Source organism: Streptomyces sp. NPDC101160 (assembly GCF_044768205.1).
Lineage (GTDB): Bacteria > Actinomycetota > Actinomycetes > Streptomycetales > Streptomycetaceae > Streptomyces.
Genome location: NZ_JBIWPJ010000004.1, coordinates 497,516 through 522,053, shown reverse-complemented (window position 1 = coordinate 522,053; position 24,538 = coordinate 497,516). Strand labels below are relative to the sequence as shown.

The window sequence follows — 24,538 nt, the reverse complement described above, 5'->3', positions numbered from 1 at the left end:
GCGGCGCTGGTCCGGCCTCGGGCCCTGGCCCTGCGGCGCTGGTCCGGCCTCGGGCCCTGGCCCTGCGGCGCTGGTCCGGCCTCGGGCCCTGGCCCTGCGGCGCTGGTCCGGCCTCGGGCCCTGGCCCTACGGGCCCTGGCCCGGCCTCGGGCCCTGGCCCTACGGGCCCTGGCCCGGCCTCGGGCCCCGGTCCTACGGGTCCGGCGAGGGAGCCTGCTCCTGGCCCGCGGCGCGGCCCGGCCTCGCGCCAAGGGCGACGGGCCCGGGCCCTTCTCCGGGCCGGGCTCCGCCCTGTCTCGGGCCGCCCGGCGCCGGTCTCCCGTCCCGGCCCCGGCCTACCGCTTCTGCCCCGAACCGCCCAGCAGCGACAGGATGCTGTCCGCCGCCGCGCCCAGGTGGCGGCGGGTCTCGGCCAGTTGGGCGGACGTCAGGCCGTGGTCGCGGGCCGCGTCGCGGATGTCGTCGCGGAAGCGGTCGAGGAGGCGGTCGAGTTCGCGGGCGGGGTCGGCGGAGGGCGCTATGTCGGCGGCCCAGTCCGAGACGGCCTGTTCGGGGGTGGTGGTGCGGCTGTGGGAGGCGCCGGTGACCAGGTCGCCGAGCTGGGCCGTGATGCCGGAGATGCCCTCCCAGACGCCCTTGGGCCACTCGCCGCGGCTCATGCCGTCCTGGACCTGCTGCTGCACCTGCTCCTGGACCTGCTTGGCGATGCGCTGGAACTCCTTCGCCTGGCGCTTGGCCGACTGGGCCTCGGCGCGCGCCTGGCGGGCCTGCTCCTTCCACTCCTGCTTCGCCTTGCGCAGCTCCTCCTTGGCCTCGGCGAACGACGAGGCCCCGGTGGAGCGGGACGCGGTCGCCGCCGCCCGCATCTCGCTGCGCAGCTTGCCGGCGGCGCCCCGCACGTCGTCCCGTATCTCGGCGGCCAGCTCGGAGACCGACTCGCGGATCTCGACCTCCAGGTCGGCGAGCTCGCCGCCGCGGCCGGCCAGCTCGGCCCGCCCGGCGTCGGTGATCGAATAGACCTTGCGGCCGCCCTCGGTGGCATGGGTGACCAGGCCCTCGGCCTCCAGCTTGGCGAGCCGAGGGTAGACCGTGCCCGCCGAGGGGGCGTAGAGACCCTGGAAGCGCTCCTCCAGGAGGCGGATCACCTCGTACCCGTGGCGGGGGGCCTCGTCGAGCAGCTTGAGCAGGTAGAGGCGCAGTCGGCCGTGGGCGAAGACGGGCGGCATGTCAGAGGACCTTTCCGGACGCGGAGGACGGGGCGGTCCAGTCGTCGCCCCCGGGCTCGGGGTCGGGACGGCGCAGCAGGGCGATGGAGCCGGAGACCGTGGTGGCCTTCAGTGTGCCGCGCCCGGCGCCGAGGGTGCCGGTGATGGACTTGGTGCCCCACTGGCCGCCGACCCGCAGGTCCTCGAAGGCGTTGGAGACCGCGCCGCTGGTGGTGCTCGCCTCGACCCGGGCGTCCGCCGGGTGCGGCAGCCGGATGGCGATCTCGCCGGAGACGCTGGCGAGCCGGATGTCGGCGGGCGGCCCGTCCAGGCCCGCGGCCGGGTCGAGGTCGACGACCAGGTCCCCGCTGACGGTCTCTGCCTTCACGGCGGTGCCGGCGTCGACGACGGTCACGTCGCCGGTCACCGAGTTGATCTGCAGCGCTCCGGTGACCGTCTGGGCCTCCAGGGCGCCGGAGACGGTCTCGGCCCGCACCGGCCCGGCGAGGCCCACGAGCGTGGTGTCGCCCGTGACGCCGCGGACGGCCGTGCGGCCCCTGATGCCGGAGATCACGGTCTCGGCGGCGACCGCGCCGACCTCGACCTCGGCACCGGCCGGGACGACGACCGAGACGACCGCCCGGCGCTTGTGGCCCTTGGGGTCGAGCCACTTGAGGAAGCCCTTCCAGTGCAGGTCCTCGTAGGTCACGGTGAGGGTGGAGCCCTGCTGCGTGACGACGAGCGGCGGGCCGTCGATCTCGGTGATCTCCAGACGCGCGGAACTCTCGTCCGTGCCCACCACGTTCACCACACCGTTGACGATGCGGATCTGAAGCCGGCTCACGGGGTCGGTCAGCGGGATCTTCCTGGGCTCGGTGACGGACCACTCTGTCATGGTGCTGGCCTCCCGTGTCGTCGACTCGCGCCGGCGGACCGTGCCGACGCAACATATCGCGTTTCTCGATAGACACGATATATCGCGGTCGAGCCAAGTCAACCCTGATTCACCCCTGACAGGGGCCACTCAGGGTGTCGCATTCACCCACCTACCGGGACAAATTGGCCTAGCGTGGGGCCATGAACGCGACACAGGGACCCCGCTCCGCCGGGGCGCTGCTGCTCTGCCGTGCCGAACCCGCGGCGGTCCGCCCGCCGGCCGGGCTGCTGCGGGAACAGCTGCTGCTCGCTCCCGCCGGGCCCGAGTGGAGCGTCCTCGTGCCGGAAGGGAAGCCGTGGCTCGACGACGGCGAGCCCGTCGACCGGGTCGTCACCGGCTGGGCCACCGCCCTCGCCGTCGCCGCCGCGGGCTGGCCCGTCCTCGCGCTGTGGTGGGACCGGGACCGCGCCGGGTTCACGCTGGCCTCGGGCTTCCGCCGTACCGTCGGCTACGTCTGGCTCGCCGACGGCACCCCGGTCGGCGAGGACGAGGCCATGCGGACCTTCGCCGACCGCCTCGCGCTCGACCCGGTGCTCGACGTCCAGGCCCTGGAACCGCTCACCCGGCCCGACCGCGACGCCGACGCGCACGCCCGGCTCGTCGGCCTCGCCGCCGTCCTCGCCCGCACCGGACTCGCCCTGCCCGAGGGGCTCTCGCCCGGCGAGAGCGCCGACCGGCTGCGGTCCGCGGCCCACGCCCGGGGCGCCGAACTCCTCGACGTGCCCGGCCGGTGGGACGCCGTACGCGCCGAACTCCTCGAACGGGCCGGCTGGCGGGACGCCGTACACACCGTGCGCGCCGAACTCGACGCGGTCGAGGGCGGCCGGCTCGGCCCGTACCTCCGCGGCCCCAGGGCCCGGCTCATCGGCGCCGTCCAGCTCGCGGCCGGAGTGCCGCTGCTCGTCTGGGGCATCGCCCGCCGCAGCGGCGGCTGGACGACGGCCGGCGTGCTCCTCGTCGCCGACGGGGCGCTCGGAATCGCCTACGACCGGCTGCGGGGTGCGTAGTCCCGGAAACCCGCGTTACTCGTCCTCGTCCTCGTCGTCCAGGCGCGCCAGCCAGGTCGCGAGGCGCTCGACCGGCACCTCGAAGTCGGGGTTGAGATCGACGAAGGTCCGCAGCTGCTCGGCGAGCTCACCGAAGGTGATCTCCTCCTCGCCGCGCCGCTTCTCCAGTTCCTCGATGCCACGGTCCGTGAAGTACATGCGATCAGAATAGGCCGTGGTCGCGGACCCGGGCCGCGTCCCCTGTTCCTCTTCCGCACCAAGGTCTAGCCTCGTTCATCATCGTTTCGGGGAGCGGGGGCCGCTGTGACGCATGGGATCGCTCGTATACGGCTGGACGACGGCACGCCCGTCTGGGCCCGGATCAGCGGGGCGGAGGAACTGGACCGCGGCAGCGGCTTCCAGGACACCGGCTTCGGCGACCGGGTCGTGTCGATGGCCGGGGGACTGACCGACGTGGTGCGCGGGGTGGTCGGCTCGCTGCGCGCCGGGCTCGACCCGGAGGGCTCCGTCGAGGTCGCCGTCAGCTTCGGCATCGAACTCTCCGCGCAGGCCGGCAAGGTGATCGGCGTCCTCGCCGACGGCGGCGGCAAGGCGTCCGTCAACGTCTCGCTCACCTGGACCGAGCCCGGCCGCCGGCCCGCGCCCGCGCCAGACCCCGCGCCTGCCTCCGCACCCCCGCCCGTCCCCGCCTACGCCCCCGCCTCCGCGCCCGGCCCTGCCCCGGCGCCCACTCCCGCGCCCCCCGCGCCCGGCCCCGCCCCCGCGCCGGCCGCCGACGCCGCCCCCGGGAACCCCACCCTCCCGCCACCCGCCGCCTCACCGGAGAACGGCCCGCGCGCCGTATGAGCGCCTTCGACGCGCTGGTGCGCCCCGCGCTCGTACGCATCGCGGCGCCCGGTGACGGGTATGACCCGCACGGCGACCGGTTCTGGGGCACCGGCTTCTTCATCGCCCCCGGCTGGGTGCTGACCTGCGCCCATGTCGTGGCCAAAGGGGGAAGCGCGGTGTGGAGGAAGGAACCGGCCGTCGGCATCACCTGGGCGGGCGGCGACACCGTCGGCCGGGTCGTGCTGGCCAAGCCGCGTCCCGCCGCGCCCGAGGAGACGCTCGACGCCTGGCACTTCCCCGACCTGGCCCTCGTCCGGGTCGAGGGCGCCGAGGACGCCGCGTGCGTGCGGCTCACCGACCGCCCGCCCGTCACCTCCGCCCCCGTCCGGCTGTACGGCTACGCCCACCAGACCGGCGAGCTCGGACTGCGCCTCGAAACCGGCGAGACGAGCGGCTTCTCGAACAAGGCCCTGCTGCTTCGCTGGTCCCTGCCCGTCGAGGGCTGCTCAGGCGGCCCCGTCGTCGACGTGAGCCGCGCCGCCGTCATAGGCGTCAGCAAGGGCAGCAACGCGCGCGAGGGCGCCGCGGCCCCGGTGACCCTGCTGCGCGAGCTCTTCGACCTCCAGGACGGCGAGGTGCTGCACGAGGTGCTGCGGGCCCACGACCGCTACCACTTCACCGCGCAGACCGGTTCGGGGAACACCTGGGTCGACGCCGAGACCCGGGCGTGGCCCGCCACCGCGCGCGGGGTCAGCCCCGTCCAGCTGAACCAGCTCTACGGCCACCTCGCCGAACTCCCGCGGCCCACCAGCCCCGGCGAGGTCATGGCCCTCGTCGACGAGGTCAAGGACCGGGTCACGGAGGACGAGTTCCAGGACGTCCTGGAGACCGACGCCCGGTCCTGGACCGACGGAGTGGTCCGGCTCCACCAACTGCACGCCCCTCAGCGGCCGGACGGCCCCGCGGCCGGCGACCTCGGGATCGACGCCGTGCTCCTCTACGCGGCCCACCTCGTGCGCCACCTCACCAGGCGGTACGGCCCCGGGCCCGCCGTCCGCGCCCTGAGCGCCTGGACCTACAACGAGTCCGGCCACGCCCGCGCACGCATCCGCAAGGACATCCGGGCCCTGCTCGACCCCGCGGCACCGCGCCCCGGCGCCGACGACCCCGAGCGCGAGCCGCGCGCCCGCGCCGACGTCCGCATCGAGATCGACCCCGTGCCCTACAGCGACCCGCCGCGCTACACCTGGCAGGTGCTGCTCCTCTTCGACGGCCGCACCATGAACGCGGTGCGCGCCGGCACGGAGGGGGTGCGCCCCGGCGAGCTGGAGGAGGCGCTCCGCGGCCCGCTCGCGCAGGCCCTCGGCCTCGGCGACCGGGGCGAGCACCTGGCCGGCGTCGAGGCCGTGCTGCCGCGCGAGCTGTTCGACCTGCCCGTCGACACCTGGCGGCTCGCGCCCGACGAGCCCTTCGGCGAGGGCTCGCTGCCGCTCGGCCGGCGACGCACGGTCGTCGTCCGCGACCGGCACCGCGGCCACCGCGAGCCCTCCCCGGAATGGCGCCAGCGCCGGCGCGGCTGTCAGTCGGGGCCGCTGCGGGCCGTGCCGCTGCGCGCGGAGGTGGTCGCCCCCGGCGCGGAGGACGGACACGCCCCGCACCGGCGCAAGGAGAGCCAGAACGCGGTGTACGCGCGGCTGCGCGAGGCGGAGGGCGGCAGCGTGCCGGTCTACTGCGGCCCGGTGGGCAGCGGCGACGGCCAGCGCGCGATGGAGGCCGCGCTCGCCGCCGGGCATCCCGTCGCGCTGTGGCGGCACTCGGCCCGCGAGCACGCCGACTGCGCCGAGTTCCACAAGCGGGCCGGCGAGCTCCTCGCGGTCGTCGACGGCGCCGAGGGCCTGCACGGTCCCGTGCGCGCGCTGCGGTTGCGGACCGGCGACACCGAGGCCGACCCGCGCGACCGGGCCGAGCACGCCTGGGCCGAGGGCCTCGCGGTCCTCTACGACCCGCCGGACCGCCCGCCGCACGACGCGCCCCTGCAGGGCCCGCTGCTCCTCGGCGAGGACGATTCCGGCGGTGACCGGTGACCCGTCCCTCGAACTCAACTTCGCCACGAACGGACCGGTTTGAGCGTCGGCAGACCGGTGCGGCGAGCGGTACGGTCGACGCGCCCGGCGGAGTCACCCGTGTGTCAGCGGCCAGGAGGGGGCAGGCGTGAACGATTGGCGCATCTACCGTGGTGCCGGTCATCCGCACGAGGAGATACGGCGGTTGCCCCCGCCGCCGCCCTGGCGCGACTTCTCCGCGGGCGGCGCCGACGACACCCTGGCCGGCTCGGACCGGCGGCTCGGGGTGCGCCGCAGGCTGGTGCAGAACCACCACCCCAGGCCCGCCGAGACCGACGCCGTCAACGCCGCGCTGTATCTGCGCCGGCCGCTCCTGGTCACCGGCAATCCCGGCACCGGCAAGTCCACGCTCGCCCACGCCGTCGCCCACGAGCTGGGCCTCGGCCGGGTGCTCCGGTGGCCCATCGTCAGCCGCTCGACCCTGCAGGACGGGCTCTACCGCTACGACGCCATCGGCCGCCTCCAGGACGTGCAGCTGGAGCGGGCCCGCGCCGACGCGGCGGGCACGGACGCCGCGGGCACGGCCGCGAGCCCGGCCGGCATCGGCTCGTACCTGCGGCTCGGCCCGCTCGGCACCGCCCTGCTGCCCTCCGAGCTGCCCCGGGTGCTGCTCATCGACGAGCTCGACAAGAGCGACCTCGACCTGCCCAACGACCTGCTGAACGCCCTGGAGGAGGGCGAGTTCGCGATCCCCGAGCTGGAGCGGCTCGCCGACCGCGAACCGGTGGTGGAGGTGCTCACGGACGACGGCCGCAAGGTGCCGGTGTACGGGGGCCGGATCCGCTGCACCACCTTCCCGTTCATCGTGCTCACCTCCAACGGCGAGCGCGACTTCCCGGCCGCCCTGCTGCGCCGCTGCATCCGCCTGGAGCTCGAAGCGCCCGGCGAGGAGCAGCTGTCGGCCATGATCGAGGCCCATCTGGGGCCGGACGCGGCGGCCGCCGAGCCCGGACTCGTCGACCGCTTCCTCGACCGCGAGCCCGGCGAGGTCATCGCCACCGACCAGCTGCTCAACGCGCTCTACCTGACCCAGCACGCCCCCCGCACCGAGCGGGTGACCCGGGAACGCATCGCGGACATGCTCATGCAGCCGCTCGATCAGCCGAGGTGATGGCCGGATGCACCGGAGCCGCCGGATGCAGCTGGAAGAACTCACCCGCAGACTGCGGGCCGCCGGGCAGGACCTGACGGCCGAGGAGGTCGCGGACGCCGTCTGGCTCGCCCAGTGGCTGCCGCGCGCCGGCCCGGAGGGCGGGGCGGATGATCCGGTGGCCGGCCCGCCGCTGTCCGCCGGTCCCGGACAGCACGGCGACTCCGGCCGTACGGGCGGCTCCGCGGGCCCCGGCCCCGCCGACCACCGTCGAGATCCGGCCACCGGTGACACCGCCCCACCCGACGCACCCGGCCCGGAGGACCCGGCCGTCGCACCCGCCCGGCGCCCCGAGACCGTCGACCTCCGGCTGTCCGGCGGCGCACGCCCGCGCACCAGCGCCGGCATCGGCGCCGCACTGCCCGTCCGCGCGCCCGGCGCGAACGCCCTGCCCGGACTCCTCGGCCTGCAGAAGGCGCTGCGCCCGCTGCGCCGTTACGCCACCGGGCTGCCGGTCCGGCCCGGCGAGGGCCGGCTCGACGAGGAGGCCACCGCCGAGCACAGCGCCGCCTCCGGCATCCTCACCCCCGTCCTGCGCCCGGCCGCCGCCCCGCGCCCCGACATCCAGCTGCTCATGGACACCGGGCCCGCCATGGGCGTCTGGCAGCGGATGGTCGAGGAACTGCGCCAGGCGTGCCAGCAGTCCGGCGCCTTCCGCGACGTCCAGGTCCACCGGCTGCACGACACCGGCGAGGGCCCGCCGCTCGTCAGCACCACCTCGGACCCCGACGGCCACCCCCGGCTCCGCCCCGCCGACCAGCTGCACGACCCCACCGGCCGCCGCCTCACCCTCGTCGTCAGCGACTGCGTCGGCCCGCTCTGGCAGCGCGGCGCCGCCCAGCAGCTCATCACCCAGTGGCCCCGGCACTCCCCACTCGCCCTGGTCCAGCCGCTGCCACCGCGGCTGTGGGCCCGCACGGCGCTGCCGGTCGGGCCCGGCACCCTGCTGCGGCCCGCCACCGCCGGCGGCCAGGTCCGCTTCGAGCCCGACGAGGAGGTGTGGGAGCCCGTCGCCGCCGAACCCCGGGCCGTGCCGGTGCTCACCCCCACCCCCGAGGCCTTCGCCTCCTGGGCCCGGCTGCTCACCGGACACGGCGGGGGAGCGGTCCGCGGCTGGGCCGCCCGCATCGGCCCCGCGCCCGCGCGGCCGGCGGAGGTACGGGCGCCGGGCGGCGCCCGGCGCAGCGACGACGAACTCCTGCGCGCCTTCCGCGCCGGAGCCTCCCCCGGCGCGGTCCGGCTCGCCGTCCATCTCGCCGCCGCCCCGCTCGCCCTGCCCGTCATGCAGCTCGTGCAGCGCGCGATGCTCCCCGACACCGGCCCCATGGAGCTCGCCGAGGTGCTGCTGAGCGGCCTCCTCCGACGCCTCCCCGGCCCCGTCCCGTACCCCTGCTACAGCTATCCGCCGGCCGTGCAGGAGCACCTCCTCGGCTCGCTCGACCGGGGCGCGGCCGCGCTCGTGCTCAAGCACTGCTCCGAGTTCGTCGAGCGCCACTTCGGCCAGGGCATGCGCAACTTCCCGGCCCTCGCCGCCGCCCGCCTCGCCGGACACGGACCCGACGGCGCCACCGAGGAGGAGACGCCCGCCGCGACCGGACCGGGCGAGGAGACCGACGAGCCGGCCGGCGCCGCCTCCGAGCTGTTCGCCCGCATCCCCGCCCGCGTGCTGCGCTTCTACCAGCCCGACCTGGTCACCCCCGAACCGCTCGCCGCCGCCCGCCGCCTCCTCGCCCAGTGGCGCGGCCAGTCCGACCCGTCGCTGCTCACCACCGCCCGCGAGATGGCCGAGGCCGCGCTCGCCGGCCAGGGCCCCGACGGCCCGACCGACGGCCCCGAGGACACCGCGGGCGCCCGGCTCGTCCTCGGCCAGGTGCTCTACGCGCAGGCCGGCACCGCCGCCGTACGGGACCGGGGACAGCGCGAGGAGCTGCTGACCCGGGCGCTCGCCGAGCTCGAACGGGCCGCCGGGGCCGCCCGGCCCGGCGGCGCCGACTGGGCCGAGGCCACGCTCGAACAGGCCGCCGCCCTGCACGCCCTGTGGCGGCACACCGGCGACCCGGCCCGCCTCGACGCCGCCGTCGCCGTGCTCGCCGGAGACCCGGCCGACTGGCCCGAGACCCGCCGCCACGCCCTGCTCGTACGGCGTGGGCGCCTCCTCCTCGCCCGGGGGGCGCGCGGTGACGGGGCCGAGGCGGTGGCCGCGTTCGGCGCCGCGCTCGCCCTCGACGAGTCCGGGCCCGTGCTGCTCGACCTCGCCGACGCCCTCCACCTCGCCGCCGCCGCTCCCGCGACCGTCGCCGACGCCCTCGACCGCGCCGAACCGCTGCTCGGTGACTCCACCGCGCTCCGGCTGCGCTGGACCAGCGCCCGGGCCCGCCTTTACGACGTCACCGGCGACGGCCCGGCCGCCGACGCCGCGTACGAGACCGCCACCCTGCTGACCCCGGCCGAGGGAGAACTGCGCGGCCGGCTGCTGCTCACCTGGGGCGAGTCCCTGCTGCGGCGGGCCGCCGCCGGCAGCGGCACCGAGCCCGTCGACCGCGCCGAGTCCGTCCTGCGCGAGGCCCTCACCTGCCTGCCCGCCGACGCCACGGCCCGCGCCCGGGCCCGGGTGCTGATCGGCAGCGTGCTCGCCCTGCGCTACGACCGGGCCGGCTTCCTGCCCGACCTCTTCGAGAGCCGCCACCTCCTCGACCAGGCCGTCCGCGCGGCCGCAGGGCCCGCCGAGCGCGCCGAGGTGTGGCTGCAACTGGGCTGGGTGCGGTTCCAGTTGAGCGAGGCCGCCCGGGACGGCCGGCTGGCCGACGCGCTCACCGCGTACCAGCGCGCCGCGGAGGACAGCCACACCGCGCACGGCGACACCCCGGGCACCCCCACCCTGGCCCGTGCGCTGCACGCGCAGGGAGCGGTGCTGTACCTGATGGGCCGCGCCTTCGGCGCCAGGACCGCCCTCACGGCCGCCGCCGAGCAGTGGCTGCGGCTCGACGGGGCGCTGCGGGAGGTCGACTGGGCGGACGTGGAGCGGACCCGGGCGCTGCTCGCCGAGGTGGGCGCCGGCTCCCGTGTGTTGCCGGACCGCCTCTCCCGGGAGGAGTTGCACCGGCTCGTGCCGTGGTGGGCCCTGAGATGGCCGTATGTCTGAGACGGCCGGATGACGGGGGCGCGCAGGGGCGCAGTTGGGTCGAACGGGTTTCCGGCTTCACGACGTCGGGAAGAACCGCTCCGCCGCTACGACCGTGGGGGACGCACGCAGGTGAGGAGGAGCCGAGAGTGTTGGAGCACCTGGAGTGGGTGGCCGATGCCGACCGGGGGGAGGCCCGCCCGCCACACCTGCCCGATCTCGCGGCCGTCGACCTGCGGACCCTGCGATTCATGGAGGACGCGGAACTCGTCGCGGCCGTCGAGCGGTTGCTGTGGCAGCCCGAGGAGCTGGCCGATTCCTGGCCGGAGGGCGCCCTGGCCGACGGCGGCGGGGAGCACCTCGCCCACTGACGCCACGGTGCCCGGCCACCGTCTGTTTCCGGTCAGAAGCGGACGCCGGCGGGCGAGCCGGGGAGGGAGTCGGGCATGACCCTCGACGGACCTCGCGCCGCGGCCCTCGGCGCACTGGCCCGTACGCGCTCCGAGCCGGGCAGCGCCGTGCTGCTGCGCTCCGCCCTGCACGCCCGGCGGCTGCTCCTGCTCAAGGCCCTGCTCGTACGCGTGGAGCGGCACCGTGACGCCGTCGACGCTGCCGTGTTCCGCCGCTTCGGGGCGGCCTGGAGGCTGCTCGAACGGGTGGAGCGGCGCCGCCCCGAGGTCGTTGAGGATCTTCTCGACTATCCGACGACCGGCGGCTGGCTGGCCACCGCGCTCGCCGCACCCGTGGGGCCGGCCCTCGACCGGCACCTCGCTCGGCTCGACGTCCTCGCCGTCACCGCCGCCCTGCGGTCGGGATGCCCCACGACCCTGACCGTCGACGCGCCCGGCGGGCTGCTCGTGCTGCCTGGCGTCGGCCGGCTGCGCACGGGCGCGGACCGGGTACGGGTCCGGAGCGGCACCCATACCGGCCGGCTCCACTCCGATGGGCCCGAACGTGCCGCGCCCGACGTCCTGTTGCTCACCGACCCCCGGACCGGCGCGCTCGTCGGACGTGGTCCCGGCTGGACCGGACTGCCCGTCCTGAGCGGTTCCGCCGCCCGGCTCGACGACCTCGATCCCTACCGGGTGCCGGTCGGCGGCATCGGATCGCCGCCGCGCGGCGCGACGGACCACGATGTCACCGACCGGGCCGCCTGGTCCGCCCGTTGGGAGTCCGGCCTCGAACTGCTGCACCGCACCGACCCCTCCCGGGCGGGCGAGGTGCGCCGGGCGGTGCGCGCGATCGTGCCGCTCGTCCCGTGCGGCCCCGGCTCCTACGGCGCCACGCTGAGCGCCGCCCCCGGAGCCGTACTCACCTCGCTGCCGGCGGACGCGCCGGACATGGCGGAGACACTCGTGCACGAGCTGCACCACAGCAAACTGGCCACCCTGCACGAGCTCGTCCCGCTCTACCGGCCGGGACGGGCCGCCGCCGTGCACCGGGTCGGCTGGCGCGCCGACCCGAGACCCGTCTCCGGGGTGTTCCACGGTGTGTACGCACACCTGGCGCTGAGCGATCTGTGGCGGCGCGCCACCGCCGCGGAGGGCGTCCCGGCGGCCTGGCGGACCAGAGCCGGACGTCAGTTCGAGAGGGTCCACGATCAGGTGGGTGAAGCCCTGTCGATCCTGCTTGAATCTGATGAACTGACCAATGAGGGACGGAAGTTCGCCCATCAGATGAAGCGTCACCACGCGAGCCTCAAAGCGGCTCCGGGGGCACCTGGGTGATAACACTGTGCCCACGGCACATGACACTGCGTTGCGCGGGAGCGGGACGGGAGACACAGATGGCGGAACAGCGGTCGGGCGGTGCGACGGCGGAGCACGGCGGAAGAGCCGCACCGGAACATGTCCTCGTGGTCTTCCCCGGCTACCACCGCCCCTGGGCGACCTGGATCAACCAGCGCCTGGAGGCCCACGGGGTGCGCGCCACGCTCCAGCGGTGGGACCCGCCGCGCGAGACGCCGCTCAGCGACTCCCTCGGCGATCTGCTGCTCGCCCGCGGGACCGTGCTGCTCGTCCTCGACGACTGGTTCTTCCAGCTCGGCCCCCGCCCCGCCGGCGAGTGGAACGATGTCCTGCGCGGTTTCGTCGTGGACCGGGCCGAGCGCTTCGCGGCCGTCAACCTGACCAACCGCACGCTCCTCCCGGCCACCGCCGTGCTCGAACCGGTCAGCCTCTGGGGCGTCGGCGAGGAGGAAGCGGAGGCCCGGCTGCTCAGCAGGCTGGGCATCGAACCCCGGCGCTCGGCCGGCCGCCGCATCGCGCCCGGGGCGCTGGTCCGCTACCCCGAGACACCGCCCGAGATCTGGGGCGAGGTTCCCCGGCGCAACCCCCGGTTCACCGGTCGCGACGACCTCCTCACCGAGCTTCAGGAACGGCTCATGGACGCCGAGCGCGGCAGGGCGGCCTGCACCCTGCTCGGCATGTCGGGCATCGGCAAGACGCAGATCGCCGCCGAGTACGCGCACCGCTTCAGCCCCGACTACGACGTCGTCTGGTGGGTGAGCTCCGACGACCGCAACGTCCAGCGCGACCGGTTCGGCGAACTCGCCGCTGTGCTCCGGCTGCCCAGTGGCAACGAACCCGGTGAACGCATCCGCGCCGTACGTGAGGCGCTGCGGCGCGGCGACCCGCACGCCCGCTGGCTGGTCGTCTTCGACGGCTGGGACGACACGGAGGGCGCCGGCGTGATCCTGCCGCAGGGGCCCGGGCACGTCCTCATCACCTCCCGCAACCGCGCCTGGGGCGAGCACACGGACGTCCTCCAGGTGCCCAGCTTCGAACGGGCCGAGTCCACCGCCTACCTCATGCGTCGCGCCCCGCACATCAGTGCACCCGAGGCCGACGAGGTCGCCGCCGAGTTCGGCGACGTCCCCCTGCCGCTCGTCCAGGCCGCCGCCTGGCTCGGTGAGTCCCGCATGGAAGTGCCCGAATACCTGCGGATGGTCCGTGACGGACGCGTCTCCGCCATGGGCGAGTCGTCGGGCGACGGCTTCCCCCACTCGTCCCTCACCTCCTGGTCGATACTGATCAACCGGCTCCGGCGCTCCCAGCCGCAGGCCATCGACGTGCTCAGCCTGTGCGCCTCCTTCGCCCCCGGCCGCATCCCCCTCGGCATCGTTCGCGCCTACCCGCAGGCCGATCTGCCCGAGGACCTGCGCTGGATGGCCACCGACCTGCCCGCCTGGAACCGCGCCCTGGACACGCTGGTCAACTACTCGGTACTCAGCCGCGAGTCCCGCGGACCCGTCGCAAGCGTCGAGATGGGGCCCCATCAGGAGTCCGTGCACATGCACCGGCTCGTCCACGACATCGTCGCCCGGCTCACCGACGGCGAACACCGCGACGCACACCGCAAAGCCGTCCGCACCCTGCTCGCCGAGGCCGACCCCGGCAACCCCATGGACAGCCGGCACTGGCCGCGGTATGCCGAGCTCCTGCCCCACCTGGAGCCCTCCGGGGCCCTGGCCAGCCGCAGCCCACGCGTGCAGACAGCCGTCCTCAACTGCCTTCGCTACTGCTTCCGCAGCGCCGAGTTCCGGGCCGGCATCCGGCTGGCCGAGAAGATCCGGGAGCAGTGGTCCGCCTTCATGGACCCGGTCAGCCCCGAGATGCAGGAACTCACCACACAGGAGTGCTACATCCTGCGCGCGTTCGGGCGCTTCCGCGAGGCGTACGAACTCGACCTCGCCCTGCGCGCCCGGCTCGACGAGGCCACGAACCGGGACGAGCTGGGCTCCCTCCGGTCGGCCATCTCCATCGCCAGCGACCTCCGCTTCCTCGGCCAGTACGAGGAGTCCGAACGGATCCAGCGCGACGCCTTCGCGGAGGCCCAACGGCTGCTCGGCGAGAGCGAGTTCCTCACCCTGGTCGCCGGGCACAACCTCGGCCTCATGCTGCGCATGCTCGGCCGGTACAAGGAGGCGTACGAGCACGACGTCGCCTCTCTCGCCCGCAGCGAGAGCGTGCTCGGCACCCGGCATTCGCACACCCTCAGCGCCAGCAACGCCGTCGCCCAGGACCTCCGGCTGCTCGGTAACTACCGTGAGGCGCTGGCACGCCAGGAAGCCAATGTCCGCTTCCACGTCCAGGTCCTCGGCCCGCAGCACCTCAACACCCTGTACGCGCGCGCCCAGCTCGCCCTGTGCCGCCGCCGCGAGGGCGGCTTCCAGCAGGACCTCGGCGCCACCATGGCCAGCCTGCTCGAACAGATGCAGCAGGTGCACGGCCGCGAGCACTACCTCACGCTCTCGTCCATCAACAACTACGCCAACTACCTGCGCGAACACGGTGACCTCGCCCACGCGCGCGACCTCATCCAGGAGGCAGAGGCCGGCTACCGCGCCCTCGTCGGACCCGCGCACCCCGTCGCCACCGGCGTGTTCGCCAACACCGCGCTCGTCCTCCAGGCCGCCGGGCAGCGTGCCGACGCCCTGACCATCCTCGAAGGCGCGCTCGCCGGCCTCACCGCCTCCCTGGGGCCCGACCACCCGTGGGTCCTCGGCTGCGCCCTCAACGCCTCCGCGGCCCGCAACTTCAACGGCCGGGTCGCCGACGCCGCCGAGCTCAGCCGGGACACCCTGCGCCGGGCCCGGCACACCCTCGGCAACGAGCACCCGCTCACCCTGTCCTGCCAGGTCGCCCTCGCCACCGACCTGCGCGGCCTGCGGGAGAACGAGGAGGCGGGCAAGCTGGAGGAGGACGCCCTGCTGACCCTCACCCGGACGCTGGGCGCCCAGCACCCGCACACGCTGTCGGCGCGGCAGCGGAACCGGCCGTACTGGGACTTCGAGGCGAACCTGGGCTGACGGCCCGTACGGTCACGGAGCACGCCGGAGGCCCGGCACCCCGAGTGGGGTGCCGGGCCTCCGGTCGTACGAACTCCGGTCGTCGGCGCTTACGCGTCGAAGACCTCCGCGACCAGCTGCGCCTGCTCCGCCTGGTGGCGCTTGGCCGAGCCGACCGCCGGGGAGGAGGAGTGCGGGCGGGAGATCCGGCGCAGACGCTCGCTCGCCGGGATGTCCGCGCCGACCGCCAGGTCCAGGTGGTCGATCAGGTTGAGCGCGATGAACGGCCAGGCACCCTGGTTCGCCGGCTCCTCCTGGGCCCAGATGTACTTCGCGGCGTTCGGGTACTTGGAGATCTCGGCCTGCAGCTCGGCACCCGGCAGCGGGTACAGGCGCTCCAGACGGATGATCGCCGTGTCCGTGACACCGCGCTTCTGCCGCTCGGCCTCCAGGTCGTAGTAGACCTTGCCCGCGCAGAAGACGACCTTGCGGACGTCGGCCGGGTTGACCGTCGAGTCACCGATCACCGGGCGGAAGCCGCCGGTGGTGAACTCCTCCACCTTCGACGCCGCGGCCTTCAGACGCAGCATCGACTTCGGGGTGAAGACGATGAGCGGCTTGTGGTGCGGGTTGTGGACCTGCCAGCGCAGCAGGTGGAAGTAGTTCGACGGCAGCGTCGGCATGGCGACCGTCATGTTGTCCTGCGCGCACATCTGCAGGAAGCGCTCCGGGCGGGCGGACGAGTGGTCCGGGCCCTGGCCCTCGTAGCCGTGCGGCAGGAGCAGGGTGACGCCGGAGGTCTGGCCCCACTTCTGCTCGGCGGAGGAGATGAACTCGTCGACGACGGTCTGCGCGCCGTTGACGAAGTCACCGAACTGGGCCTCCCAGATCACCAGGGCGTCGGGGCGCTCCAGCGAGTAGCCGTACTCGAAGCCCATCGCCGCGTACTCGCTGAGCATCGAGTCGTAGACGTTGTAGTGGGCCTGGTCCTCGGCGAGGTACAGCAGCGGGGTGTAGTCCTCGCCGGTCTCCTGGTCGACGAGCACCGCGTGGCGCTGGCCGAAGGTGCCGCGGCGGGAGTCCTGGCCCGACAGGCGGACCGGGGTGCCCTCCATCAGCAGGGAGCCGATGGCGAGGGTCTCGCCGAAGCCCCAGTCGATGGTGCCGTCGTCGATCGAGGCCGCGCGGCGCTGCAGCTGCGGCAGCAGACGCGGGTGGACCGTGACCTGCTCCGGGATGTTCACCTGCGACTCGGCGATCCGCTTCACGACCTCCTGGGAGATCGCGGTGGTCACGGAGACCGGGAAGTCGGGCTTGGCGTCCGGGACCTGGGTCTGGGTCGGCGTCGCGGTGGCCTCGCGGACCTCGGCGAAGACCTTCTCCAGCTGGCCCTGGAAGTCCTGGAGCGCCTGCTCGGCCTCTTCCAGGGTGATGTCGCCGCGACCGATGAGCGACTCGGTGTAGAGCTTGCGCACCGAACGCTTCTTGTCGATCAGGTTGTACATCTGCGGGTTGGTGAACTGCGGGTTGTCGCCCTCGTTGTGACCGCGGCGGCGGTAGCAGATGAGGTCGATCACGACGTCCTTGTTGAACGTCTGGCGGAACTCGAAGGCGAGCCGCGCCACGCGGACGCACGCCTCCGGGTCGTCGCCGTTCACGTGGAAGATCGGCGCCTCGATCATGCGGGCCACGTCCGTCGCGTACATGGAGGAACGCGAGGCCTCGGGAGCCGCGGTGAAGCCGACCTGGTTGTTGATGACGACGTGGACCGTGCCGCCGGTGCGGTAGCCGCGCAGCTGCGACATGTTGAGCGTCTCGGCCACGACGCCCTGGCCCGCGAAGGCCGCGTCGCCGTGCAGGGCGATCGGCAGGACGGTGAAGTCCGTGCCGGCCTTGCCGATGACGTCCTGCTTGGCGCGGACGACACCCTCCACGACCGGGTCGACCGCCTCCAGGTGGGAGGGGTTGGCGACCAGGGAGACCTTGATCTGCTCGCCGTCGAGACCGGTGAAGGTGCCCTCGGCGCCCAGGTGGTACTTGACGTCGCCGGAGCCGTGCATCGACTTCGGGTCGAGGTTGCCCTCGAACTCGCGGAAGATCTGCGCGTACGACTTGCCGACGATGTTCGCGAGGACGTTCAGGCGGCCGCGGTGGGCCATGCCGATGACGACCTCGTCGAGGCGGGACTCCGCCGCGGAGTCGATGACCGCGTCGAGCAGCGGGATGACCGACTCGCCGCCCTCGAGCGAGAAGCGCTTCTGGCCGACGTACTTGGTCTGCAGGAAGGTCTCGAACGCCTCGGCCGAGTTCAGCCGGCGCAGGATGCGCAGCTGCTCCTCGCGCTCCACACGGGCGTGCGGGCGCTCCACGCGGTCCTGGATCCACTTGCGCTGCTTCGGGTCCTGGATGTGCATGAACTCGATGCCGGTGGTGCGGCAGTACGAGTCGCGGAGCACGCCGAGGATGTCGCGGAGCTTCATCATCGACTTGCCGGCGAAGCCGCCGACCGCGAACTCGCGCTCCAGGTCCCACAGGGTGAGGCCGTGCTCGGTGATGTCCAGGTCGGGGTGCTTGCGCTGCTTGTACTCCAGCGGGTCGGTGTCGGCCATGACGTGGCCGCGGACCCGGTAGGAGTGGATCAGCTCGAAGACGCGCGCGGCCTTGGTGACGTCGTCGTCGTGCGAGGCGTCGATGTCCCGGAGCCAGCGGACCGGCTCGTAGGGGATGCGCAGCGACTTGAAGACGTCGTCGTAGAAGCCGTCCTCGCCGAGGAGGAGGTTGGCGACGATGCGCAGGAACTCGCCGGAGGCCGCGCCCTGGATGACCCGGTGGTCGTAGGTCGAGGTCAGGGTCATGACCTTGGAGATGCCCAGCTTGTTCAGGGTGTCCTGGGAGGTGCCCTGGAACTCGGCCGGGTAGTCCATGGAGCCGACGCCCATGATGACCGACTGACCGGGCATCAGACGCGGCACGGAGTGGACGGTGCCGAGGCCGCCGGGGTTGGTCAGGGAGACCGTGACGCCGGTGAAGTCCTCCATCGTCAGCTTGCCGACGCGGGCGCGCTTGACGATGTCCTCGTACGCCTGCCAGAACTCGAAGAAGTTGAGCGTCTCGGCCTTCTTGATGCCGGCGACGACGAGCTGGCGGTCGCCGTTCGGCTTCACGAGGTCGATGGCCAGACCGAAGTTGACGTGCTCCGGCTTCACCAGGGTCGGCTTGCCGTCCTTCTCCGCGAAGGAGTAGTTCATCGACGGCATGGCCTTGATCGCCTGCACCATCGCGTAGCCGATGAGGTGAGTGAAGGAGATCTTCCCGCCCCGGGCGCGCTTCAGGTGGTTGTTGATGACGATCCGGTTGTCGAAGAGCAGCTTCACCGGGACGGCGCGGACGGACGTGGCCGTCGGCACCTCCAGCGAGGCGTTCATGTTCTTCGCGACGGCGGCGGCCGGGCCGCGCAGGGTGATGAGCTCGGGGCCGGCGGGGGCCTCGGCGGCGGGCTTCGCGGCGGCGGCCGGCTTCGCCGGGGCGGCGGGGGCCGGAGCGGCCTTCACCGGGGCCGGAGCGGCGGCGGCGGGCTTCGCCGGGGCCGGGGCGGCCGGAGCGGCCGGGGCGGGCACGGCGGCGGCAGGTGCGGCCTGTGCGGGGCCGGCCTGCGGCGCGGCCGGCGCGCTCGGGGTGGTGGCGGCCGGGGCGGCCGGGGTCTCCGGTGCTCCGGGCTTGTAGTCGGCGAAGAAGTCCCACCAGGCACGATCGACCGAATTCGGGTCCTGGAGGTACTGCTGGTAGATCTCGTCGACGAGCCACTCGTTGGCACCGAAGGCGGCTGCGGGGCTCACGCCCTGCCCGTCTTGGTCTGCCGGGGAGCTCGGGGTACTGGGGGACTGAGACGACACGGCGGCAACCGCCCTCTTCCGCTTCGCAAGGTGATGGACAGCGGAAATAAAGGCTACGCCTCCCTGGCCGGGAGGTGCAGGCCAGGCAGTCCAACGTCGCGCAAGTCACACTTGACGAGGTGTTTCGGTGCCGTGAATGGCGGGAAACAACCGTGGTTCTGCGTCGGTGAGGGTACGGGAAAGCGCGGCTGCGGCCCTGTTCAGCCGCATCCCTGACGACGTACCCGTCCACGTACACGCAGAACGAGTGCTTCCGGTTCGAACCCTACGTCAATCCCGTGGCGGAAGACTGCCCGGAAGAGTGAGTCTGATGCGGCAGCCGCGTGACGATTCGGCCACTCCGATGTGACCGCCGTGCAGATCGACCGCCCAGCGGGCGATCGCGAGCCCCAGACCGGTGCCGCCGTCGCTGCCCGGGCCCTGCTGGGCCGGGACCGTGCCCCGGTTGAACCGCTCGAAGACCTTGTGCCGCTCCGACTCCGGGATGCCCGGGCCCTCGTCCGCGACCTCCAGGTCCACACTGTCCGGATACGGGCCCCGGCGCGCCCGCACGGTCACGCGCCCGTGCGGCGGCGAGTGCTTCACCGCGTTGTCGATCAGGTTCGCCATCACCTGGTGCAGCCGCTCCGCGTCCGCGTGCGCGGTCAGCTCGGGCGGCGACACGTCCAGGTGCAGATGCACGTCCGTACGGCGGTGCAGGCCCGAGGTGGAGGAGAGCCCGCGCTGGGACGCGGCCAGGTTCGCCTCGCGCAGGATGCCCGAGAGGTACGGCCACACCTCGAAGCGGCTGCGCCGGAGCGTGACGACACCGTTGTCGAGTCGTGACAGGTCGAGCAGCGTCTCCACCAGCCGGCCGAGCCGCTCGGTCTGCTTCAGGGCCGTCCGCATGGTCTCCGGATCGGCGGCGGAGACGCCGTCGACGACGTTCTCCAGGAGCGCGCGCAGCGCCGCGATGGGCGTGCGCAGCTCGTGCGAGACGTTCGCGACCAGCTCCTTGCGGTGCCGGTCCACGGCCTCCAGGTCGTCCGCCATGCGGTTGATCGTGGAGGCCAGGTCGCCCAGCTCGTCGCGGCGGTCCGCGCCGCGCACCCGACGGCTGAAGTCGCCGCGCGAGATCGAGCCGGCGACGTGGTTCATCTCGTCCAGCGGGGCGGTCAGGGACTGGGCCACGAACTGGGTGATCAGCAGCGTGGCGATCATCGCGAAGATCGTGATGTAGCGGAACTCGGTCGAGGTCCGGATCGCCACGAGGGCGAGGCCCGAGGTCAGCAGCACGGCGCCGACGACCAGGGTGCCCAGCTTCGTCTTGATCGATATCGCTATCCGCCGCCGGCCGCCGTCCTGGTCGCCGTGCCGGTCGTCCCCCCGGGCCCCCCGCCCCGCCCGGCTCACGGCGCCGGGGTCTCCAGCGCGTAGCCGACACCATGGACCGTGCGGATCCGCTCGGCCCCGATCTTCCGGCGCAGCGCCTTGATGTGGCTGTCCACGGTCCGGGTGCCGGAGGCGTCCGCCCAGTCCCACACCTCGGCGAGCAGCTGCTCGCGCGAGAGCACGGCCCGCGGGGTGTTCGCCAGGCAGACCAGCAGGTCGAACTCGGTCGGCGTCAGGTGCACGTCCTCGGCCCTGACCCGGACCCGGCGCTGCGCGTGGTCGATCTCCAGCTCGCCGAGGCGCAGGATCCCGCTGCGCGGCGTCGCCGCCGCCAGCGCGGCCCGCTCCACCCGGCGCAGCAGCACGTGCACCCGGGCGGCCAGCTCGCGCATCGAGAACGGCTTCGTCATGTAGTCGTCGGCGCCGACGCCGAGGCCCACCAGCATGTCCGTCTCGTCGTCACGCGCGGTGAGCATCAGGACCGGGACGGGCCGCTGGGCCTGCACCCGGCGGCACACCTCCAGGCCGTCGAAGCCCGGCAGCATCACGTCGAGCACCATCAGGTCCGGCTGCCACGCGTCGGCCGCGTCCACCGCCGCCGGGCCGTCGCCGGCCGTCTGCACCAGGAAGCCCTCGGCGCGCAGCCGCGCGGCGATCGCGTCCACGATCGTGGCGTCGTCCTCGACCACCAGGACTCTGCGCTGGGCCCCTGGAGTCGTCGCACCGTGGTTCGTGGTGTGTGTCTGCTCCATTGCCCCGCCTCGCGTCGCCGATGTCGGTGCAGCAGCCTAGGGGCAACCGCCGCGTCAAGGCTACGCAGGCGATCCGGCTGGCCGGACGGCGAGGTGGACCACGTCGGGGACGCCCCGGGCAACCGCGACCTCTTCGGTCCGTACCCCGCTGAATCCGGCATTCCGCAACGACTCTTCGAAATCGGCGGACGGCTGCGCCGACCACACGGCGAGGATTCCGCCCGGGTTCAGCCGGGCCGCGCAGGAGGCCAAACCCTCGGCGGAATAAAGGGATTCGTTGTCCTCGGTGACCGTCCAGTCGGGCCCGTTGTCGATGTCCAGGCACAGGGCGTCGTAGGTGTCGGTGGTGGTGCGCAGGTAGGCCACCAGGTCCGTGTGCAGGATCACGGTGCGCGGATCGGCGAGCGCCGCACCGGAGATGGCCGAGAGTGGACCCTCCCGGTGCCAGTCGATGATCGCGCCCTCACGCTCCGCGACCGCGATCCGGCCCCAGCGCGGGTCGGCGGCGGCGTGCGCGAGCGAGAAACCGACGCCGAGGCCGCCGATGAGGACGGACGGCGCCTCCGGGCGCGACGGTCCCGACGACAGCGCGTCCAGGGCGGCGTCGACGAGCAGGCGCTCCGAGCGGCCGTCGGACGTGTCCATCAGGAACGTGCCGTTGGCGATGATCTCGTAGTGCGTCACGTCGTCCGTGTCGCGCTGCCGCAGGACGACTTCTCCGTACGGGCCCTCACGGCGTTCGAGGGTGACGGGGCTGCTCATTGCTCACTCCGTGGCTCGCTTGTACGTGGCTCTCCCGGCCATCCTCGGAGGGTGCGGGCGGCCGGGACAACCGCTTAACGAGCCTCGTGCGTGACGTAGTGCGCGATCCGGCCGAGCGTCCGGCGGGGCGTCCACGCGCGTGCCGTACGAGGAACTCCGGGCCTGGTTTCCTGGTGGTCCGGCTTTACGGGGCCGTCGGCGGGCCGCCGTCGGGGAGGGCGTCGAAGACGCGCTGGAGTGCGGGCGGGCGGGCCTCGCCGTCCTGGGTCACCACGAGCCGGTGGCCGTACGTGACCTGGTACGTGAACCCGTCGCGGACCGGGCTGCCGGTGGCCCGGTCCGGGACCTTCGCGTACGCCGGGTCCTCCAGGGCGGCGCGCAGTTCGGCGGCCTGAGCGGGCGTCAGGCGTCCGGAGGCGGGCGGCTTGGTGCCGTGGCGGACGGTGTAGGCGCCGTCGTAGTGGACCACCAGCTTGTTGCTGACCCCGGCGAAGCCGCCGCTGACGTCGACCTCGACCAGGACGTCCTGGGGTGCGGGCTCCGTGGTCGTGCGGGTGGCGGCACTGCTTGCCGGGCTCTCGGCCGGCGGTGCCGCCGGGGCCTGACCGCAGCCGGTCACGGCGACGGCCGCGGCGAGGACGGCCGCGGCGCCGAACCTGCGCCCGTACCGCTTCACGTACTCCCGCTTCGCGTACTCCATGGCCCGAGCATGCCCGTTCCGGCGGGCCCGCGCAGGGCGCGGGCTGTCCTTTGCGTTTTGTAGTCGCATCGTGACCGGACGTTGAGCTGGGACATGAAGGAATGTGTGGCTCTGGCCGACACGGTTTTGTGCAGTTCCACCCTGCGTTTTCGGGAGCCAATACGGAGCGGCGATGACTGTCAGTCCAGCCAGATGAGCATGGCGTCCCCAGCGTCTGCCGCTGCTCGGAAGAACGGAACCAACGCCTGGTAGTGGCTGGTCACGTAGTCGAGGGACTCGCCGCGCTCCCAGACAACGGTGGGGTAAATTTCGGCCTCGGCGAGCTCTGCCGGCCGAACACCCTCAACAAGCGCCTCGTGAGGTGTGGCGGCGAGCGTCTCCGCTGCAACGCGTACTCGTTCAGGGCTGAGGAAGCGGGGCGGCCCGTAACCCCAGTCCTCAGCCCCGGGGATCTCTTCCTCGCCGTGAACGATGTCAACGGGGAAGTTGATGCGACGCAGCAGGAAGTCGAGCGCGTGCCACGCCTTGTCAACGTCGTGGCAACGTGCGTCGGACACCTTGGGTCTGGAATCCAGCTCCGCCTCGATTACCTCGTCGACGAACTCCCGGGCCCAATCCGGGTCATGGATCGCGCGATCGAGTTCGGCAGAGGTCAGGCGGGCGTACTCTCCGATCATGCTCATGGCCGGATGTTAGAGGCGGGCACTGACACGCAGGCCAGCAGCGGTGCAGCTGTTCGCCCGACGGCTCTGGCGTGAGGGTTTTCGTGATCGAGTCTCTGGAGATTCGATGGTAGGGGTGCGGTGTGAGGGATTGGCGGACCGATCCGACGTTCGCGATGTGCCGGGCGCTGGTGGACGGAGCGGATCTGGCCTCGTTCGCGGGAGGCGCGTTCGATGTGCGGGCGGCGGTCGCTACCATCCAGTCCGGGGCCCAACGCGGGTTGCTCCTCGACGCCGTCTCGTGGGGGAACTTCCCCCACGGTGACGATGCCCGGGCAGCCGTTCACCTGCTGCACAGCGGCGAGGACCCCGCTCGCTGCGCGACGGACGTGCTGGGCGGCCTGTGCGCCAACGACAGCCGGGCCGCCGCCGCCCTCGCCGTACCGTTCCTGATCCCCATCGCCGCGGATGCCCACCACCCTCACCGTGCCGCCGCCCTTGCCGTGCTCTCCGGCCCGGCCCGCGCCCGGCACTATGGCGTCGCCTCCCGCGATGAATACCTTCTCCATCGCAACGATCCTCGGCACCACGCCCCCGACGACTACGACGACTACGGCGTCGAGGTGACGGGCTACCCGGCAGGCTGGTCGGTGGCCGCCGCCCGAGCCGCGATCACTGCCGAAACACCCGTACTCCTGCCGCTTCTCAACGACTCCGAGCCCACCATCCGCATTGACGCCGCCTATGCCCTGGCCACCGCCGCCGACCCCGACCTTGTGGTCCGAACCGCCCTTGCCGCCAGGTTCGCCACCGAGCATGACGCCATGGTCCGCGCCGCCCTGCTCCTCGCCGTCGCCGAGACCACCCGAACTTACGTACAGCCGCCGGCCCTCTCGTGGTTCTGTGAGCGGTGGCAAGACCGAGCAGAGGCCCCCGAAGTCCGTCTGGCCGCGGCAATCGGCTGGCTCTGCCTCACAGATGAGCCCGCCCCCGAGGACCTACACCAGACGATCGAAACCTTCGCCACAGACGAACGCGCGCACGTCATGGACGCCCTGCCGTGGATGTACGCCGCCGCCGGAACCGGTGAACCGGGACTCCTGCGCTGTATTCGCTGCATGCTCCACCCCGAAGAGCCCGAACCGTACGACGACCCCTGGGCCTCCTCGCTCTGAGCGACCGGTCTCGGCCCCGTTTGTGCACGGATCCAACGCTTGGTAGTGGCTGGTCACGTAGTC

At 73.3% G+C, this 24,538-nt stretch carries 18 protein-coding genes; 9 read left to right on the top strand and 9 right to left on the bottom strand.

Features of this window, described 5'->3' with window-relative positions; all coding sequences use genetic code 11:
* Window positions 1–335 precede the first annotated feature (335 nt).
* Window positions 336–1,226: a helix-turn-helix transcriptional regulator gene (locus tag ACIRSU_RS15340; protein WP_403792204.1), complete on the bottom strand. Its 891-nt coding sequence runs from the start codon at window positions 1,224–1,226 to the stop codon at window positions 336–338.
* 1 nt (window position 1,227) lies between these two features.
* Entirely contained in the window at window positions 1,228–2,100 is an 873-nt protein-coding gene (locus ACIRSU_RS15335; protein WP_403792202.1) for a DUF4097 family beta strand repeat-containing protein, read from the bottom strand.
* 182 nt (window positions 2,101–2,282) lie between these two features.
* On the opposite strand from ACIRSU_RS15335, the gene ACIRSU_RS15330 reads away from it, so the two are divergent.
* Window positions 2,283–3,149, top strand: a complete 867-nt coding sequence (locus tag ACIRSU_RS15330) for a hypothetical protein (protein ID WP_403792200.1) — start codon at window positions 2,283–2,285, stop codon at window positions 3,147–3,149.
* A gap of 15 nt (window positions 3,150–3,164) precedes the next feature.
* Here the strand turns inward: ACIRSU_RS15330 and ACIRSU_RS15325 are convergent, their stop codons facing one another.
* Entirely contained in the window at window positions 3,165–3,347 is a 183-nt protein-coding gene (locus tag ACIRSU_RS15325; RefSeq protein ID WP_403792198.1) for a DUF6104 family protein, read from the bottom strand.
* Between the two features lie 105 nt (window positions 3,348–3,452).
* Here ACIRSU_RS15325 and ACIRSU_RS15320 point away from each other — a divergent pair, with 105 nt between their 5' ends.
* The 7 genes from ACIRSU_RS15320 to fxsT all read left to right on the top strand — a co-directional run bounded on the left by ACIRSU_RS15320 (window position 3,453) and on the right by fxsT (window position 15,181).
* Complete coding sequence (locus ACIRSU_RS15320; protein ID WP_403792197.1) at window positions 3,453–3,995, top strand: CU044_2847 family protein; 543 nt, start codon at window positions 3,453–3,455, stop codon at window positions 3,993–3,995.
* Entirely contained in the window at window positions 3,992–6,061 is a 2,070-nt protein-coding gene (locus ACIRSU_RS15315; protein ID WP_403792196.1) for a trypsin-like peptidase domain-containing protein, read from the top strand. The genes ACIRSU_RS15320 and ACIRSU_RS15315 overlap by 4 nt, the downstream gene beginning before the upstream one ends.
* Before the next feature lie 127 nt (window positions 6,062–6,188).
* Window positions 6,189–7,211 (top strand): AAA family ATPase, encoded by a 1,023-nt coding sequence (locus ACIRSU_RS15310; RefSeq protein WP_403792194.1) that lies wholly within the window; start codon window positions 6,189–6,191, stop codon window positions 7,209–7,211.
* A gap of 7 nt (window positions 7,212–7,218) precedes the next feature.
* Window positions 7,219–10,392 carry an SAV_2336 N-terminal domain-related protein gene (locus tag ACIRSU_RS15305; RefSeq protein WP_403792192.1) on the top strand — a complete coding sequence of 1,058 codons (3,174 nt, stop codon included), beginning with the start codon at window positions 7,219–7,221 and terminating at the stop codon, window positions 10,390–10,392.
* Window positions 10,393–10,520: 128 nt separating this feature from the next.
* Window positions 10,521–10,742, top strand: a complete 222-nt coding sequence (locus tag ACIRSU_RS15300) for a hypothetical protein (protein ID WP_403792191.1) — start codon at window positions 10,521–10,523, stop codon at window positions 10,740–10,742.
* Between the two features lie 75 nt (window positions 10,743–10,817).
* Window positions 10,818–12,098, top strand: a complete 1,281-nt coding sequence (locus ACIRSU_RS15295; RefSeq protein ID WP_403792189.1) for an aKG-HExxH-type peptide beta-hydroxylase — start codon at window positions 10,818–10,820, stop codon at window positions 12,096–12,098.
* Between the two features lie 59 nt (window positions 12,099–12,157).
* Entirely contained in the window at window positions 12,158–15,181 is a 3,024-nt protein-coding gene (fxsT, locus tag ACIRSU_RS15290; protein WP_403792187.1) for an FxSxx-COOH system tetratricopeptide repeat protein, read from the top strand.
* A gap of 89 nt (window positions 15,182–15,270) precedes the next feature.
* Here fxsT and ACIRSU_RS15285 read toward each other — a convergent pair whose 3' ends face one another.
* The 6 genes from ACIRSU_RS15285 to ACIRSU_RS15260 form a co-directional block, all read right to left on the bottom strand.
* Window positions 15,271–19,053 carry a multifunctional oxoglutarate decarboxylase/oxoglutarate dehydrogenase thiamine pyrophosphate-binding subunit/dihydrolipoyllysine-residue succinyltransferase subunit gene (locus ACIRSU_RS15285; protein ID WP_403792186.1) on the bottom strand — a complete coding sequence of 1,261 codons (3,783 nt, stop codon included), beginning with the start codon at window positions 19,051–19,053 and terminating at the stop codon, window positions 15,271–15,273.
* 270 nt (window positions 19,054–19,323) lie between these two features.
* Window positions 19,324–20,376 carry an ATP-binding protein gene (locus ACIRSU_RS15280; protein ID WP_403792576.1) on the bottom strand — a complete coding sequence of 351 codons (1,053 nt, stop codon included), beginning with the start codon at window positions 20,374–20,376 and terminating at the stop codon, window positions 19,324–19,326.
* Window positions 20,377–20,441: 65 nt separating this feature from the next.
* Window positions 20,442–21,176, bottom strand: coding sequence for a response regulator transcription factor (locus tag ACIRSU_RS15275; RefSeq protein ID WP_403792185.1), 735 nt, complete (start codon window positions 21,174–21,176; stop codon window positions 20,442–20,444).
* A gap of 60 nt (window positions 21,177–21,236) precedes the next feature.
* Window positions 21,237–21,938, bottom strand: a complete 702-nt coding sequence (locus ACIRSU_RS15270; RefSeq protein WP_403792183.1) for a spermidine synthase — start codon at window positions 21,936–21,938, stop codon at window positions 21,237–21,239.
* Window positions 21,939–22,122: 184 nt separating this feature from the next.
* Window positions 22,123–22,638, bottom strand: a complete 516-nt coding sequence (locus ACIRSU_RS15265) for a hypothetical protein (RefSeq protein ID WP_403792182.1) — start codon at window positions 22,636–22,638, stop codon at window positions 22,123–22,125.
* 179 nt (window positions 22,639–22,817) lie between these two features.
* Complete coding sequence (locus tag ACIRSU_RS15260; protein ID WP_403792180.1) at window positions 22,818–23,321, bottom strand: YfbM family protein; 504 nt, start codon at window positions 23,319–23,321, stop codon at window positions 22,818–22,820.
* Window positions 23,322–23,443: 122 nt separating this feature from the next.
* Here ACIRSU_RS15260 and ACIRSU_RS15255 point away from each other — a divergent pair, with 122 nt between their 5' ends.
* Complete coding sequence (locus tag ACIRSU_RS15255; RefSeq protein ID WP_403792179.1) at window positions 23,444–24,475, top strand: hypothetical protein; 1,032 nt, start codon at window positions 23,444–23,446, stop codon at window positions 24,473–24,475.
* The last annotated feature ends 63 nt before the right edge of the window (window positions 24,476–24,538 follow it).